At 60.8% G+C, this 15,487-nt stretch carries 12 protein-coding genes and 1 pseudogene; 10 read left to right on the forward strand and 3 right to left on the reverse strand.

Annotated features, from left to right (window positions below; genetic code table 11):
- Positions 1-3: 3 nt before the first annotated feature.
- On the reverse strand, positions 4-321 hold the full coding sequence (locus BUE09_RS16595; protein ID WP_073302520.1) for a DUF2288 domain-containing protein: 318 nt from the start codon (positions 319-321) through the stop codon (positions 4-6).
- Positions 322-521: 200 nt separating this feature from the next.
- On the opposite strand from BUE09_RS16595, the gene BUE09_RS16600 reads away from it, so the two are divergent.
- The 6 genes from BUE09_RS16600 to BUE09_RS16625 all read left to right on the forward strand — a co-directional run bounded on the left by BUE09_RS16600 (position 522) and on the right by BUE09_RS16625 (position 7,293).
- Positions 522-1,640 carry a branched-chain amino acid ABC transporter substrate-binding protein gene (locus BUE09_RS16600; RefSeq protein WP_073302522.1) on the forward strand — a complete coding sequence of 373 codons (1,119 nt, stop codon included), beginning with the start codon at positions 522-524 and terminating at the stop codon, positions 1,638-1,640.
- A 411-nt stretch (positions 1,641-2,051) separates the two neighbouring features.
- Positions 2,052-2,975 (forward strand): high-affinity branched-chain amino acid ABC transporter permease LivH, encoded by a 924-nt coding sequence (gene livH / locus BUE09_RS16605; protein ID WP_073302524.1) that lies wholly within the window; start codon positions 2,052-2,054, stop codon positions 2,973-2,975.
- A complete protein-coding gene (locus BUE09_RS16610) occupies positions 2,972-4,228 on the forward strand; it encodes a high-affinity branched-chain amino acid ABC transporter permease LivM (protein ID WP_073302526.1) in 1,257 nt (418 codons plus the stop codon). The genes livH and BUE09_RS16610 overlap by 4 nt, the downstream gene beginning before the upstream one ends.
- Positions 4,225-4,992, forward strand: coding sequence for a high-affinity branched-chain amino acid ABC transporter ATP-binding protein LivG (gene livG / locus BUE09_RS16615; protein WP_073302528.1), 768 nt, complete (start codon positions 4,225-4,227; stop codon positions 4,990-4,992). The genes BUE09_RS16610 and livG overlap by 4 nt, the downstream gene beginning before the upstream one ends.
- A 2-nt stretch (positions 4,993-4,994) precedes the next feature.
- Positions 4,995-5,696 (forward strand): ABC transporter ATP-binding protein, encoded by a 702-nt coding sequence (locus tag BUE09_RS16620; protein WP_073302530.1) that lies wholly within the window; start codon positions 4,995-4,997, stop codon positions 5,694-5,696.
- Positions 5,697-5,937: 241 nt separating this feature from the next.
- Positions 5,938-7,293 (forward strand): 8-oxoguanine deaminase, encoded by a 1,356-nt coding sequence (locus BUE09_RS16625; RefSeq protein WP_073302532.1) that lies wholly within the window; start codon positions 5,938-5,940, stop codon positions 7,291-7,293.
- A 184-nt stretch (positions 7,294-7,477) separates the two neighbouring features.
- On the opposite strand, the gene BUE09_RS16630 is transcribed toward BUE09_RS16625, so the two are convergent.
- Both BUE09_RS16630 and BUE09_RS16635 read right to left on the reverse strand, forming a co-directional pair.
- Positions 7,478-8,002 (reverse strand): nucleoside 2-deoxyribosyltransferase, encoded by a 525-nt coding sequence (locus BUE09_RS16630; RefSeq protein ID WP_073302534.1) that lies wholly within the window; start codon positions 8,000-8,002, stop codon positions 7,478-7,480.
- 169 nt (positions 8,003-8,171) lie between these two features.
- Positions 8,172-8,395: pseudogene (locus tag BUE09_RS16635) on the reverse strand (calcium:proton antiporter); the annotation flags it as partial.
- 423 nt (positions 8,396-8,818) lie between these two features.
- Between BUE09_RS16635 and xdhA the strand changes: the two are divergent.
- The 4 genes from xdhA to guaD all read left to right on the forward strand — a co-directional run bounded on the left by xdhA (position 8,819) and on the right by guaD (position 15,160).
- On the forward strand, positions 8,819-10,258 hold the full coding sequence (gene xdhA, locus BUE09_RS16640) for a xanthine dehydrogenase small subunit (protein WP_073302536.1): 1,440 nt from the start codon (positions 8,819-8,821) through the stop codon (positions 10,256-10,258).
- Positions 10,251-12,641, forward strand: coding sequence for a xanthine dehydrogenase molybdopterin binding subunit (gene xdhB / locus BUE09_RS16645; RefSeq protein WP_073302538.1), 2,391 nt, complete (start codon positions 10,251-10,253; stop codon positions 12,639-12,641). Before xdhA ends, xdhB begins: the two co-directional genes overlap by 8 nt.
- Before the next feature lie 187 nt (positions 12,642-12,828).
- A complete protein-coding gene (gene xdhC / locus BUE09_RS16650) occupies positions 12,829-13,677 on the forward strand; it encodes a xanthine dehydrogenase accessory protein XdhC (protein ID WP_073302540.1) in 849 nt (282 codons plus the stop codon).
- 178 nt (positions 13,678-13,855) lie between these two features.
- Positions 13,856-15,160 carry a guanine deaminase gene (gene guaD / locus BUE09_RS16655; protein ID WP_073302542.1) on the forward strand — a complete coding sequence of 435 codons (1,305 nt, stop codon included), beginning with the start codon at positions 13,856-13,858 and terminating at the stop codon, positions 15,158-15,160.
- Positions 15,161-15,487 lie beyond the last annotated feature (327 nt).

The raw sequence follows: 15,487 nt of genomic DNA on the forward strand, positions 1-15,487 counted from the left end.
AATTCAGTGCAGGCTGGGCTTGGCTGCCCTTTCTTGCACCAGCACCCAGGGCGCAACGACAACGGCCCAGAGTGAAGGGTCACCTTCAAGCCAGTCCTGCGCTTCGTCCGCTCCCAGCTTGCCGATATGGCCGTTTGATAGCCATCGAGCTACTGTTTCCCGGTCATCCAGAGCAACAGCTTGAGCCGCTTCGATCAGATCGAACTCCGCTGCCACCCGCAACAGGGCACCACGCGCGAAGAACGGTTGCAGCTCCTGCCAGGTAATCGAGGCTGTTTCGCCCAGTAGCTTGGCATAGAGAGTGCTTGAATCGTCGCTCATGAGGTTCATCCAGTCTGGAAAGAACGCAATGATAGCGCTCGGATAAATCTCATCAACCGGAAGGAATTCCTGACTGTGCAAACAGGTGCTGACGCTTCTACACTGTGCCGGTACAGTTGCCGTACCGTTTGGGGACGTTGAGCCCTTAACGACACTGCAGCCCGCAGGATCCAAACAATAATGAAGCAAGTGGAGCGCATATGAAGACCAAGCAGCGTCTTTCGAAACTATTCATGGCTATCGCTTTGACGGGTGCAGCGAGCTACACGCTGGCCGCCGACAACATCAAGATCGGCTTGGCTGGCCCGGTAACGGGGGCTGTCGCGCAGTACGGGGACATGCAATTCATCGGTGCCCAAATGGCCATCGAGCAAATCAACAAGGAAGGCGGCGTCAACGGCCAACAGCTCGAAGGTGTCGTATATGACGACGCTTGCGACCCCAAGCAGGCCGTGGCGGTTGCCAACAAGATCGTTAACGACGAGGTCAGTTTCGTCGTAGGGCACCTGTGCTCCAGCTCCACCCAGCCGGCGTCCGACATTTACGAAGACGAAGGCATTCTGATGATTACCGCGGCGTCGACCAGCCCGGACATCACTTCCCGCGGCTACGAGCTGATCTTCCGTACCATCGGTCTGGATAGCCTGCAGGGCCCGACCGCCGGTAACTTTATCGCCGATACCGTCAAGCCGAAGAATGTGGCTGTCATCCATGACAAGCAGCAGTACGGCGAAGGAATCGCGACCGCAGTCAAGGAAACTCTGGAGAAGAAAGGCATCAAGGTTGGCCTGTTCGAGGGCATCAACGCTGGCGACAAGGACTTCTCCTCGATGATTTCCAAGCTCAAGCAGGAGAATGTCGACTTCGTCTACTACGGCGGTTATCACCCGGAGCTGGGCCTGCTGCTGCGCCAGGCTAAGGAAAAAGGCCTGAACGTCCGCTTCATGGGCCCAGAAGGCGTCGGCAACAAGGAAATCTCCGCCATTGCCGGCCCGGCATCCGAAGGCCTGCTGGTCACCCTGCCGAAGTCGTTCGACCAGGATCCGCGCAACCAGAAGCTGGTCGACGCGTTCAAGGCGAAGAAGCAGGACCCGAGCGGCCCGTTCGTGTTCCCAGCCTACGCCGCGGTCCAGGTCATCGCCGAAGGAATCGAGAAAGCAGGCAGCACCGACACCGACAAGGTGGCCGAAGCGCTGCGCAGCAACACTTTCGATACGCCGACCGGCAACCTCTCGTTCGACGAGAAGGGTGACCTGAAAGACTTCAATTTCGTGGTTTACGAATGGCACCAGGACGGCACCAAGACCGAAGCCAAGTGAACCGATAACTAACCGACCCAAAGCCCACGGCATTCGCTGTGGGCTTTGTTTTAGCTGATCGGGGCCAACCCGGCCACAAGCACGGGACGCCCCAGCAACACCTTCAACCAAGCGAGTGGCCTGCACCGCTGGCCCGCCTCGAACCTGGCGTGTGCGTGATCCGCACCAAGCCCTTGGCGCTGCATTTCTCCATGCTGCGTGTTCGAAGCAGGTCCGCATTGCGGTCGAGCAGACCGTTGGAAACTAGGCGAGACAGGCAAGACGCGTAGAACAACAGCCGAACAAGCGCCGCTCAGGTGTTCACGACGAACTCGCTGGCCGGGCCCAACTGACTGTTTTCAACGAAGTACGGCCAGCCGATAGCGTTTCAGCGGCACGCTAGCAAGGAGTGCGGGTGTTCAGGAGAACGTAATGCCTGAGCTTTACCACTACTTCCAACAGCTGATCAACGGCCTCACCGTTGGCAGCACCTATGCCTTGATTGCCATCGGATACACGATGGTCTACGGCATCATCGGCATGATCAACTTCGCCCATGGCGAGGTGTACATGATCGGCTCCTACGTCACCTTTATCGCCATCGTCGGCCTGACCATGATGGGGCTCGATTCATTGCCGATCCTCATGATCGGTGCGTTCGCCGCCGCGATGATCGTCACCAGCGCCTACGGCTACAGCATCGAGCGGGTCGCGTACCGACCGCTGCGCGGCAGCAACCGGCTGATCCCGCTGATCTCCGCCATCGGCATGTCGATCTTCCTGCAGAACGTCGTCCTGCTGTCTCAGGACTCCAAGGACAAGGCGATCCCCAACCTGATGCCTGGCAACTTCATCTTTGGTGAAAGCGCCATGAACGGCGTGGTGATTTCCTACATGCAGGTGCTGATCTTCGTGGTCACCATCGTGGCGATGATGGGCCTGACGTTCTTTATCTCCCGCTCTCGCCTGGGGCGCGCCTGCCGTGCCTGCGCCGAAGACCTGAAGATGGCCAACCTGTTGGGCATCAACACCAACAGCATCATTGCCCTGACCTTTGTTATTGGCGCCGCGCTTGCCGCAATCGCGGCAGTACTGATCAGCATGCAATACGGCGTGATCAATCCACACATCGGCTTCCTGGCCGGGATCAAGGCGTTTACCGCGGCGGTTCTTGGCGGTATCGGCAGCATCCCAGGCGCCATGCTCGGCGGCCTGGTATTGGGCGTCGCCGAAGCCTTCGGCGCCGATATCTTCGGTGATCAATACAAGGACGTGGTCGCGTTCAGCCTGCTAGTACTGGTGCTGCTGTTCCGTCCGACTGGGATTCTCGGCCGTCCGGAGGTTGAAAAGGTATGACTCGCAATCTTCGTACTGCCTTTTTCAGCGCTTTGCTGGTCATCGCCGTCGCGGTACCGGTTTTTGGCCTGAAGCTCACCACGGTTGGTATTCGTCTCGAAGTCCATGGCAGCGACGCGAAGACCTTCTGGATCATCGCCGCGTGTGCCGTTGCCATGTTCTTCTGGCAGCTGTTCCGTCACCACGCAGCGGCAGGCTGGGCCGCGAGCCCTAACCTGCCGAGAGTACCTGCCGGCGCAGGTAACTTCCTGACGCTGCCGTCAACCCAGCGCTACATCATCATTGGCCTGATTCTGCTCGCGCTGGTCTGGCCATTTTTCGGCTCTCGCGGCGCGGTGGATATCGCCACGCTGATCCTGATCTACGTGATGCTCGGCCTGGGCCTGAACATCGTGGTGGGTCTGGCCGGCCTGCTCGACCTCGGCTACGTCGGGTTCTATGCCGTTGGCGCTTACACCTACGGCATGCTCTCGCATTACTACGGGATCGGGTTCTGGGTCGCGCTGCCAATTGCCGGCGCGATGGCTGCACTCTTCGGCTTCTTGCTGGGCTTCCCGGTGCTACGTCTGCGTGGCGATTATCTGGCCATCGTGACCCTCGGCTTCGGTGAAATCATCCGTCTGTTGCTGCGTAACATGACCGATCTCACCGGCGGACCAAACGGCATCAGCGGCATCGACAAACCGACACTGTTCGGCCTCTCGTTCGACCGCCGCGCCGCAGAAGGCATGCAGACGTTCCACGAGTTCTTCGGGCTGGAATATCAATCCATCAACAAGGTGATCTTCCTGTACCTGATCGCCGTGCTGCTGGTCTTGCTGACGCTGTTCGTGATCAATCGGCTGCTGCGCATGCCTATCGGCCGCGCCTGGGAAGCCTTGCGTGAAGACGAAATTGCGTGCCGCGCGCTGGGCATGAACCCCACCGTGATCAAGCTTTCCGCGTTTACGCTCGGTGCGACGTTTGCGGGCTTCGCCGGCAGCTTCTTCGCGGCTCGCCAAGGGTTGGTGTCGCCGGAGTCGTTCACCTTCATCGAATCGGCCATCATCCTTGCCATCGTCGTACTGGGCGGCATGGGCTCGCAGCTGGGAGTGATTCTTGCCGCCATCGTGATGATCCTGTTGCCTGAACTGATGCGTGAATTCAGCGAGTACCGCATGCTGATGTTCGGCGCCTTGATGGTGCTGATGATGATCTGGCGTCCGCAGGGGCTGCTGCCCATGCAACGCCCACACCTGGAGCTGAAGCGATGAGCCGCCCGATTCTCGAAGTAAGCGGCTTGACCATGCGCTTCGGCGGCCTGTTGGCCGTCAACGGAGTGGGCCTGACCGTTCATGACAAACAAGTGGTCTCGATGATCGGCCCGAATGGCGCCGGCAAGACCACCGTTTTCAACTGCCTGACCGGCTTCTACCAGCCCACCGACGGCAAGATCCTGCTCGATGGCGAAGCGATCCAGGGCCTGCCCGGCCATAAGATCGCCCGCAAGGGCGTGGTTCGCACGTTCCAGAACGTCCGTCTGTTCAAGGACATGACGGCAATCGAGAACCTGCTGGTCGCTCAGCACCGGCATTTGAATACCGGTTTCCTGTCCGGCTTGCTAAAGACCAAGGCATTTCGCAAGAGCGAACACGAAGCCATGGATTTCGCCGCGCACTGGCTTGATCAGGTCAACCTGACCGACATCGCCAACCGCCCCGCCGGCACCCTCGCCTACGGCCAGCAACGCCGCCTGGAAATCGCCCGTTGCATGATGACGCGTCCGCGCATCCTCATGCTCGACGAGCCGGCAGCCGGTCTGAACCCAAGAGAAACCGAAGACCTGAAAGCGCTGATCGGCATGCTGCGCGACCAGCACAACGTCACGGTGCTGCTGATAGAACACGACATGAAGCTGGTCATGAGCATTTCCGACCATATTGTCGTGATCAATCAGGGCTGTCCGCTGGCAGACGGCACACCGGAGCAGATTCGTGACAATCCGGACGTGATCAAAGCCTATCTGGGAGAGGCGTAACCATGCTGTATTTTGAAAACGTCTCGACCTTTTACGGCAAGATCCAGGCACTGCACAACGTCAACGTCGAGGTCCGCAAGGGCGAAATCGTCACGCTGATCGGCGCCAACGGTGCCGGCAAGTCGACGCTGCTGATGACGCTGTGCGGCACACCTATGGCCTCCGAAGGCAGCATCCGTTTCGAGGGCGAGGAGCTGGTCGGCAAGCAGACCTGCGACATCATGCGCAAGGACATTGCCGTGGTGCCTGAGGGGCGGCGCATCTTTGCGCGGCTGACCGTTGAGGAAAACCTGGCCATGGGCGGGTTTTTCACCAACAAGGCGGACTTCCAAGAGCAGCTGGACAAGGTGCTGTCGCTATTCCCACGTTTGAAGGAGCGTTTCCAGCAGCGTGGCGGCACCATGTCAGGCGGTGAACAGCAGATGCTCGCCATTGCCCGCGCATTGATGAGCAAACCCAAGCTGCTGCTTCTCGACGAGCCGTCGCTGGGACTGGCACCAATCATCATCCAGCAGATCTTCGAGATCATCGAACAGCTGCGCGAAGACGGCGTGACCATCTTCCTGGTCGAGCAGAACGCTAACCAGGCGCTCAAGCTGGCCGACCGGGCCTACGTGCTGGAAAACGGCCACATCGTCATGCAGGGTAGCGGTGAAGAGCTGCTGGTCAACCCCAAGGTACGCGACGCCTACCTGGGCGGTTGACCAACTTTAGTTGAGCCATTACCCAGTCCTAGTAGGAGCGAGCTATGCAAGAAGCTTCGCCAGCAAGCTGGCTCCTGCGACGGACGTGGTCGGGAGGTCTCAAACCAAACCCGGTGACAATTTCCCCACCTACCGTTATGGTGCGTCCCGCATGTGTGTTGCGTAAGCGCATGCTCCTGGATCAGCAGACAGGGCATAACTGAGCTGGCTCATTTCTGAATCAACTCAGGAGAAGCCGGCCATGACTGCCAGCCGTATCTGGATCAAAAACCCTCTCGCTATTTTTACCGCCAACGATCAGAAGGCCCCAGGCGGGCTGGTGATCGAGCAAGGCGTGATTGCCGAACTGCTCGACGCCGGGCAAGCGCCATCGGCACCTGTCGACAGCACCTTCGACGCCCGCGAGCACGTCGTGCTGCCAGGGCTGATCAACACCCATCACCACTTCTACCAGACCCTCACCCGCGCCTGGGGGCCGGTGGTCAACGAGCCACTGTTCAACTGGCTGCTGACCCTCTACCCGGTCTGGGCGCGACTCACGCCACAGGCGCTGCAGCTAGCAAGCAAGGTGGCGCTGGCCGAGTTGCTGTTGTCCGGCTGCACCACGGCGGCGGATCACCACTACCTGTTTCCGGGCGGGCTCGAGGATGCCATCGACATTCAGGTCGAGGCCGTCCGCGAGCTGGGCATGCGCGCCATGCTCACCCGCGGTTCGATGAACCTGTCCAAGGAGAACGGCGGCCTGCCCTGCAAGAGCGTGGTGCAGGATGCCGAGACGATCCTCGCCGACAGCGAGCGGCTGATTGACCGCTACCACGAGCGCGGCGACGGCGCGCAGATCCAGATCGCCCTGGCGCCCTGCTCGCCCTTCTCGGTCACCACAGACATCATGCGTGCCTGTGCCGAGATAGCCGAAGCGCGCGACGTGCGACTGCATACGCATCTTGCGGAGACACTGGACGAGCAGGAGTTCTGTGCGAAGCGCTTCGGCATGCGCACGGTGGACTACCTGCAGAGCGTCGGCTGGCTCGGCCCGCGGACCTGGCTGGCTCATGGCATCCATTTCAATCAGGTTGAGATCCACCGCCTGGGTGCGGCCGGTGTCGGCATCTGCCATTGCCCAAGCTCCAACATGCGCCTGGCCTCCGGTATCTGCCACACGCTGGAGCTCGAAGACAAGGGCGCCATCATCGGCCTGGGTGTCGACGGCTCGGCCTCCAACGATGCCTCCAACATGATGCTCGAGGCGCGCCAGGCGCTGTTCATCCAGCGCCTGCGTTACGGCGCCGAGAAGATCACGCCAGAGAAGGTCCTCGGTTGGGCGACCCGCGGTTCTGCGCGCCTGCTCGGGCGCAGCGATATCGGCGAACTGGCGGTTGGCAAGCAGGCCGATCTCGCCTTGTTCAAGCTCGACGAACTACGTTTCTCCGGCAGCCACGATCCCATCGCCGCGCTGCTACTGTGCGCCGCCGACCGTGCTGACCGAGTGATGGTCGGTGGCAAGTGGCGCGTCATAGATGGTCAGGTCGAAGGCCTCGACGTGGCCGGACTGATTGCAGATCACAGCCAGGCTGCACGCCAACTGATCGCGGGCTAGTTTCGAGACAGAGGTTTCGCTCAAGGGCTGGCGAGCCGTATGAGCGGCTAGCAGCAACGTTCGCCAGCGTCAGGGCTGAATGGCCAGCTTCGCAGTTCTTCGATGCGCCAGTCCTTGAGCGCAAACACGCCCGTCAAAAGCAAACTGCCGGGCCATGTCCGACGGCCAGTTTGCTCAGGCGCGCCTAGCCAAGCGGCGCTGGGCGCAGCGCCTTGGCCATGCACTGCAGGGCCTCACGCGGACCACCGCAAATCAGCGTGGCGGGCACAGCCAGCATGAGGTTCACGGGCAGGTCGAACGCTTCCAGTTGCAGCCCGTCGCAATCGAGGCCGGGCATGCCACAAAGCTGCGGATGCTGGCGCTGCAGGCGCTCGGCATAGCTGCCCTGCCCGTCCAGATAGCCATAGATCGGCTTGCCCTGTGCTGCGGCATAACCAACCTCGAAACTGGTGCCGCTGTCCGGCTCGCCACCGCGAAAGAAGTTCAGATCGGCAAGCACCGCATCGGCTTGACCGAGCAATTCCAGATTGGCCCGGTAGATCCACGCCGCCAGCTCACGCGGCGCCTCGATCCCGTTCGGTACCTGCTTATCCAGCGGATACAAGCCGATGAAGCCAAACTCGGCACACAAGGCTTTGAGCCGCTGACCCTGCTCAATGGCGTCGTGCCGGAAGACACCGGGACCGGCAAGGTAGATGCGCAATGTCATTGAAGGTCCCTCCGGTTGGGCAGGGTTATAGCCCGATCAGCGAAAGCATGATGAAGGTGGCAAATAGCACGAAGTGGGCATGCCCTCGATCGCGTTGGTTTTTTCGCCGTCGTTCAGGTTGATAGCCGCGACTATAACGGTGATCAATGTAGGGTTGCTCACCATGTCACAACCCGCCCATCAGCGCTGCAACCCCGGGGATGCCGTTGAGGTCGAGCATCACCGCTGCGTAGACGGTATCCCGCACGAGGGTTGGTGACGGCTCGTGCGACATCATGATGCCGAGAATGACAACGCCACCAGAACGGCCGAAAGCGTGAGGATCATGGTTCCGTGGGGGTCACTGACCTTTTCGGCGAGCACTTCACCATGGTGAGCGACGCGCACCGAGCCGTGGCAAATATCCCCATCCATGCGCCTTACCGGATCGGCAGCGATCAATACGGCCTTATAAACCGCCAATTTACTGGGCAGTCTGGTAACTGTCTCGCTGGTCAGCTTTGCGTCCACTATGGCGATTGTTGAATCGGCAGACTACGTGGCGTAAGGGTGAGATCCGGAGTGCTGTCGGCCCCACTCAACACAGCACGCTCACGTTTTGCCGCCTCTCGCGCCCGTCGCCGCAGCCAGCAAGTGCAGCCTGCCTGAGCCACACTCAGGGGAATGTTCGAGCCGCCCCTGCGCCGTCGAACGCGATCATCCAGCGACTGCTCATCAGGCAGATTGACTTCCGGGTCAGTAATTTCTTGACCGAAAAGTCAGATAACGCTAATTTCACTGCCAGAGCCCAGAACAAAAACGCCCCGGAGGCCCGCCTTGATCCAGTTTCTTCTCAATCGAGAACTGCGCCGTGAGCAGACACTCGATCCGAATACCACGGTACTTGAATATCTGCGCGAATATCGCGGCAAACCCGGCACCAAGGAAGGCTGCGCCTCCGGTGACTGCGGTGCCTGCACCGTCGTGGTCGGTGAGCTGGACGGTGACCGCCTTCGCTATCGCACGCTCAATTCCTGCCTCACCTTCGTCTCCGCCCTGCACGGCAAACAGCTGATCACGGTCGAAGACCTCAAACATCAAGGTCAGCTGCACAGCGTTCAGCAAGCCATGGTCGACTGCCACGGCTCGCAGTGCGGGTTCTGCACACCGGGCTTCGTCATGAGCCTGTTCGCCCTGCAAAAATCGGCGGATGGTTTCGACAAGGCCGACACTCACGAAGCGCTGGCTGGCAACCTCTGCCGTTGCACCGGCTACCGCCCGATTCTGGACGCTGCCGAGCAGGCATGCTGCGGCAAACAGCCAGACCAGTTCGATGCGCGCGAAGCCGACACCATCGCTCAACTGAAAGCCATCGAACCACGCGAAACCGCCGAGCTGAACAGCGGCGACAAGCGCTGCCTGTCGCCACTGACTGTCGGCGATCTGGCCGAGATCTACAGCGCCAACCCCGACGCCCGCTTGCTCGCCGGTGGCACCGACCTGGCGCTTGAAGTCACCCAGTTCCATCGCCAGCTGCCGGTGATGATCTACGTCGGTCATATCGCCGAGATGAAGAAGGTCGAGGTGACCGACAGCAGCATCGAGATCGGCGCAGCCACGCCGTTGACCGATTGCTACGAAGCGTTGGCTAGTGAATATCCGGATTTCGGCGAGCTGCTGCACCGCTTCGCCTCCTTGCAGATCCGCAATCAGGGCACGTTGGGCGGCAACATCGGTAACGCCTCGCCCATCGGCGACTCCCCACCCCTGCTGATCGCGTTGGGCGCCGAGGTTGTGCTGCGCAAAGGCAGCAACAGCCGCACCTTGCTGCTGCAGGACTACTTCATCGACTACAAGGTCACCGCTCGCGAACAAGGCGAGTTCATCGAAAAGATCATCGTGCCGCGCGCCCAGCCGAATCGGGTGTTCCGCGCGTACAAGGTCTCCAAACGCCTGGACGACGATATCTCGGCCGTCTGCGCAGCATTCGATCTGAAAATCGAGAACGGCGTCATCGAAGATGCCCGCCTCGCCTTCGGCGGCATGGCAGCCATTCCCAAACGCGCGACCGCCTGCGAACGCGCACTGATTGGCGCGCCCTTTACCGAATCGGCCATCGAGCAAGCCTGTGAAGCGCTGAAAAAAGACTTCACACCGCTGACCGATTTCCGTGCCAGCCGCGAATACCGCCTGCTGGTTGCACAGAACCTGCTGCGCAAATGCTTCCACGAACAACAAGCGCCGGCGTACGAAACGAGGGTCACTTCCTATGCATAAGCCAACCAAGACTCAGGAAGAAATTGCTGCGCTGTTCACTCAGGATCTGGTGACCGGCGTGGGCCGAAGCGTCAAGCACGACAGCGCACCGAAGCATGTCACCGGCGAAGCGGTATATGTCGATGACCGTCTCGAATTCCCGAACCAGCTGCATGTCTACGCCCGCATGAGCGACCGCGCCCATGCCCGTATTATCAGCATCGACACCAGCCCGTGCTATGACGTGCCCGGTGTCGCCATCGCGATCACCGCGAAGGATGTGCCAGGGCAGCTGGATATCGGTGCGGTGATGCCCGGTGACCCATTGTTGGCTGATGGCGTAGTCGAATTCGTAGGCCAGCCGGTGATCGCTGTCGCCGCCGACAGCCTGGAAACCGCACGCAAAGCGGCCATGGCCGTGATCATCGAGTATGAAGACCTGGAGCCGGTGATCGACGTAGTCGATGCGCTGCGCAAGAAACATTTCGTGCTCGACAGCCACACCCACAAACGTGGCGATTCGACCAACGCGCTGGCCACCGCGCCGCGTCGCCTGCAGGGCAGCCTGCACATTGGCGGGCAGGAGCATTTCTACCTGGAAACTCAGGTGTCTTCGGTGATGCCCACCGAAGATGGCGGCATGATCGTCTACACCTCGACGCAGAACCCCACCGAGGTACAAAAGCTGGTCTCCGAAGTGCTGGGCGTCTCGATGAACAAGATCGTCATCGACATGCGCCGCATGGGTGGTGGCTTCGGCGGCAAGGAAACTCAAGCAGCCGGCCCGGCGTGTATGTGCGCGGTAATCGCGCACCTCACCGGTAGGCCGACCAAGATGCGCCTGCCGCGCATGGAAGACATGACCATGACCGGCAAGCGGCATCCGTTCTACGTCGAGTACGACGTCGGCTTCGATGATGATGGCTTGCTGCACGGCATCGAGATCGATCTGGCCGGTAACTGCGGCTACTCGCCAGACCTGTCCGGCTCCATCGTCGACCGCGCCATGTTCCACTCCGACAACGCCTATTACCTGGGCGATGCCACCATCAATGGCCATCGCTGCAAGACCAACCTGGCGTCGAACACCGCCTACCGCGGCTTCGGCGGCCCGCAGGGCATGGTTGCTATCGAAGAGATCATGGACGCGGTGGCTCGCGAGCTGGGCAAGGACCCGCTGGACGTGCGCAAGCGCAACTACTACGGCAAGACCGAGCGCAACGTCACGCCCTACTACCAGACCGTCGAGCACAACATGCTTGAGGAGATGACCGCAGAGCTTGAAGCCAGCAGCGAGTACGCCCGCCGCCGCGAGGAAATCCGCGCGTTCAACGCCAAGAGTCCGATTCTAAAGAAAGGCCTGGCGCTGACCCCGGTGAAATTCGGCATCAGCTTCACCGCCAGTTTCCTCAACCAGGCCGGCGCGCTGGTGCACGTCTACACCGACGGCAGTATCCACCTGAATCACGGCGGCACCGAGATGGGCCAGGGCCTCAACGTCAAAGTCGCGCAGGTGGTGGCCGAGGTGTTCCAGGTCGATATCGACCGCATCCAGATCACCGCCACCAATACTGACAAGGTGCCAAACACGTCTCCGACCGCGGCCTCCTCCGGCGCTGACCTCAACGGCAAGGCGGCGCAGAACGCGGCGCAGACCATCAAGCAGCGCCTGATCGAGTTCGCCGCCCGGCATTACCAGGTCACCGAAGAGGATGTTGAATTCAAGAATGGCCAGGTGCGCATCCGCGACGAGTACGTGTCCTTCGATGAGCTGATTCAGCAGGCCTATTTCGGTCAGGTGTCGCTGTCGTCCACCGGCTTCTACCGCACACCGAAGATCTACTACGACCGCAGCCTGGCGCGCGGTCGGCCGTTCTACTACTTCGCCTATGGCGCGGCCTGCTCGGAAGTGATCGTCGACACCCTGACCGGCGAGTACAAGATGCTGCGCAGCGACATCCTGCACGACGTTGGCGCCTCGCTGAACCCGGCCATCGACATCGGCCAGGTGGAAGGCGGCTTCGTCCAGGGCATGGGCTGGCTGACCATGGAAGAATTGGTCTGGAACGACAAAGGCAAGCTGATGACCAGCGGCCCGGCGAGCTACAAGGTGCCGGCCGTTGCCGATATGCCGCTGGATCTGCGGGTCAAGCTGGTGGAGAACCGCAAGAACCCCGAGGACACGGTGTTCCATTCTAAAGCCGTCGGCGAGCCGCCGTTCATGCTCGGGATTTCGGTCTGGTGCGCAATCAAGGATGCCGTGGCGAGCCTCGCGGATTACCAGGTTCAGCCCAAAATCGACGCGCCGGCGACGCCCGAGCGGGTGCTGTGGGGTGTGGAGCAGATGCGCACGTTGAAGCGGACTACTAATGCAGTCGCAACAGCGGAAACCACGCCGGCCTAATTTGTAGGGTGGGCTGGGCGGCGCTCCGCTTCAGTACACCAATAGGCAAAACCTCGTTGGTGGGCTAAAGCCCACCCTACGGGGGAAGCCGAGGCCAGGTGTAGGGTGGGCTTTAGCCCACCGGGTATTACATGATCGTTTCGGTAGAAGACGCGTGGTGCATCTTTCACCTTCGAGGGACAAAACCATGAGCAACACGGCCTGGATCGAAGCACTCGCCGACCTGCAGCAAAAAGGCGAACCCTGCGTACTGGTGACCATCATCGAGGAGCGTGGCTCAACGCCACGCAACGCCGGCTCGAAGATGGTGGTGAGCCGCGAGCGCCTGTATGACACCATTGGCGGCGGCCATCTGGAATATAAGGCACAAGCGATCGCCCGCGACATGCTGGAGAACCGCAGCCGCGACACCCGTCTCGAACGCTTTTCCCTGGGTGCTAGCCTGGGCCAATGCTGCGGCGGCGCCACGGTATTGCTATTCGAACCCATGGGCCAGCCACAGGCGCATATCGCCGTATTCGGGGCAGGCCATGTCGGTCGGGCGCTGGTGCCGTTGCTCGCCAGCCTGCCGTGCAAGGTGCGCTGGATCGATTCGCGTGAGAGCGAGTTCCCTGCGCATATCCCGGCAGGTGTCGAAAAGGTGGTCAACGACGAGGTGGTCGATGAAGTGGCCGAGATGCCTGCAGGCAGTTACTTCATCGTCATGACCCACAATCACCAGCTCGACCTCGAACTGACCGCGGCCATCCTCAAACGCAACGATTTCACCTATTACGGGCTGATCGGTTCGAAGAGCAAGCGCGCAAAGTTCGAACACCGTCTGCGCGACCGCGGCTTCCAGCCGGAAATCGTACAGCGCATGCGCTGCCCGATGGGCATCGCAGAAGTGAAGGGCAAACTGCCGATCGAGATAGCCGTGTCCATTGCCGGGGAAGTGATCGCCACCTACAACGCCAACTTCGGTGAAAACACCGTCGACGGTGAAAAGCCGTTGCCCATGCTGGTTCCAGCATCGCGCCGCTCGCAGGCGGGTTGAACTGCGTCAAGGCATCAGCTCGCGGCGCGCGACGGTGCTGTAGGCGCGAGCTCGCTCGCGAATGGACTCAAGCTAAAGCTTCGCCAGCAAGCTGGCTCCTATGAATAGAACCCAAGTCTTCGGAATCATCTCTTGATGCCGGGCGGACTACACATACACATCGATTCTGAGAACCACCATGTCCCAAGCCAAAGCCTACCGTGCCGCCCTGCTCCATTGCCTTGCCGACCCGCGCGAGGTTGGCATCGAGCAATCTCATGAGTATTTCGAAGACGGCCTGCTGGTTGTCGAGGATGGAAAAATCGCCCAGATCGGCAATGCTGCTGACCTGCTTGCAACCCTGAAAGCCGACACCGATCTAGTCGAGTACCCGGACGCACTGATCACCCCCGGTTTCATCGACACCCACATCCATTACCCGCAAACCGGCATGATCGCCTCTTATGGCGAACAACTGCTGGACTGGCTCGAGACCTACACCTTCCCCACCGAGCGCGCCTTCGCCGACAAGAACCACGCCGGTGAGGTGGCCGAGCTCTTTCTGAACGAGCTGCTGCGCAACGGCACGACCACCGCACTGGTATTCGGCAGTGTGCATAAAGCATCGGTGGACGCCTTCTTCGAGGCCTGCGAAAAACGCAACCTGCGAATGATCGCCGGCAAGGTGCTGATGGACCGCAACGCGCCGGATTATCTCACCGACACCGCCGAATCCGGCTACGCCGACAGCAAGGCGCTGATCGAACGCTGGCACGGTAAGGGCCGCCTGCACTACGCCGTCACCCCGCGTTTCGCGCCAACCAGCACACCCGAGCAGCTCGCCCTGGCCGGCCAGCTGTTCAAGGAGTACCCGGACCTCTATATGCACACTCACCTGTCCGAGAACCGTAAGGAAATCGAATGGGTGCGCGAGCTGTTCCCCGAGCGTAAGGGCTACCTGGACGTCTACGACCACCACGGCCTGATCGGCGCACGCTCGGTATTCGCCCACGGCGTGCATCTGTGTGATGACGAATGCCAGCGCCTGGGTGAGACCGGTTCGGCCGTTGCGTTCTGCCCGACCTCCAACTTGTTCCTCGGCAGCGGTCTGTTCGATCTGGAAAAGATCGAAGGCTTCGGCGTACGCGTCGGCCTGGGCACCGATGTTGGCGCCGGAACGAGCTTCTCCCAGCTGCAATCGCTGAACGAGGCGTACAAAGTGATGCAACTGCAGGGCAAGAAGCTCGACCCGTTCAAATCGCTGTATCTGGCCACGCTCGGCGGAGCGCGGGCGCTTTATCTGGACGACAAGATCGGCAACCTACAACCGGGCAAGGATGCCGACTTCGTCGTCCTCGACTACAAGGCGACCCCGCTGATCAGCTACCGCCTGAGCCAGGCGACCTCGCTGCAGGAAAAGCTCTTCGCCCTGACGATCCTCGGCGACGACCGCGCCGTAAAGGAAACCTATGCCGCCGGGGTTTCGGTGCACCGTAAAGCGTAGGCCGAATACCGCTGTGTGAGTGGGTTCAATGCCCCGAGCCTGAGGTCACATGAATCTGATGGGCTAAAGCCCACCCTACGCAGAGCCACGCAGGTGCGGACCGCGGACCTCGTCCCACTGTAGGGTGGGCTTCAGCCCACCCCGACGGAGCGGAAAACTCGCAGGGTGGAGGTCGCGTTTACATCCACCGCCGGGACGCTCGAGGCTTGATGAGGGCACGGATGGGTGGGCTGCGAGTCACCCCGAGGCTTGGAGCCCGCGCAGCCGTTCGTAGGGTGGACGTCGCTTTCTCTAATCCACCGCCACGTCGCACCGAGCTCAATCAAC

Origin of the sequence: Stutzerimonas xanthomarina DSM 18231 (assembly GCF_900129835.1) — a bacterium.
GTDB classification, from domain to species: domain Bacteria; phylum Pseudomonadota; class Gammaproteobacteria; order Pseudomonadales; family Pseudomonadaceae; genus Stutzerimonas; species Stutzerimonas xanthomarina.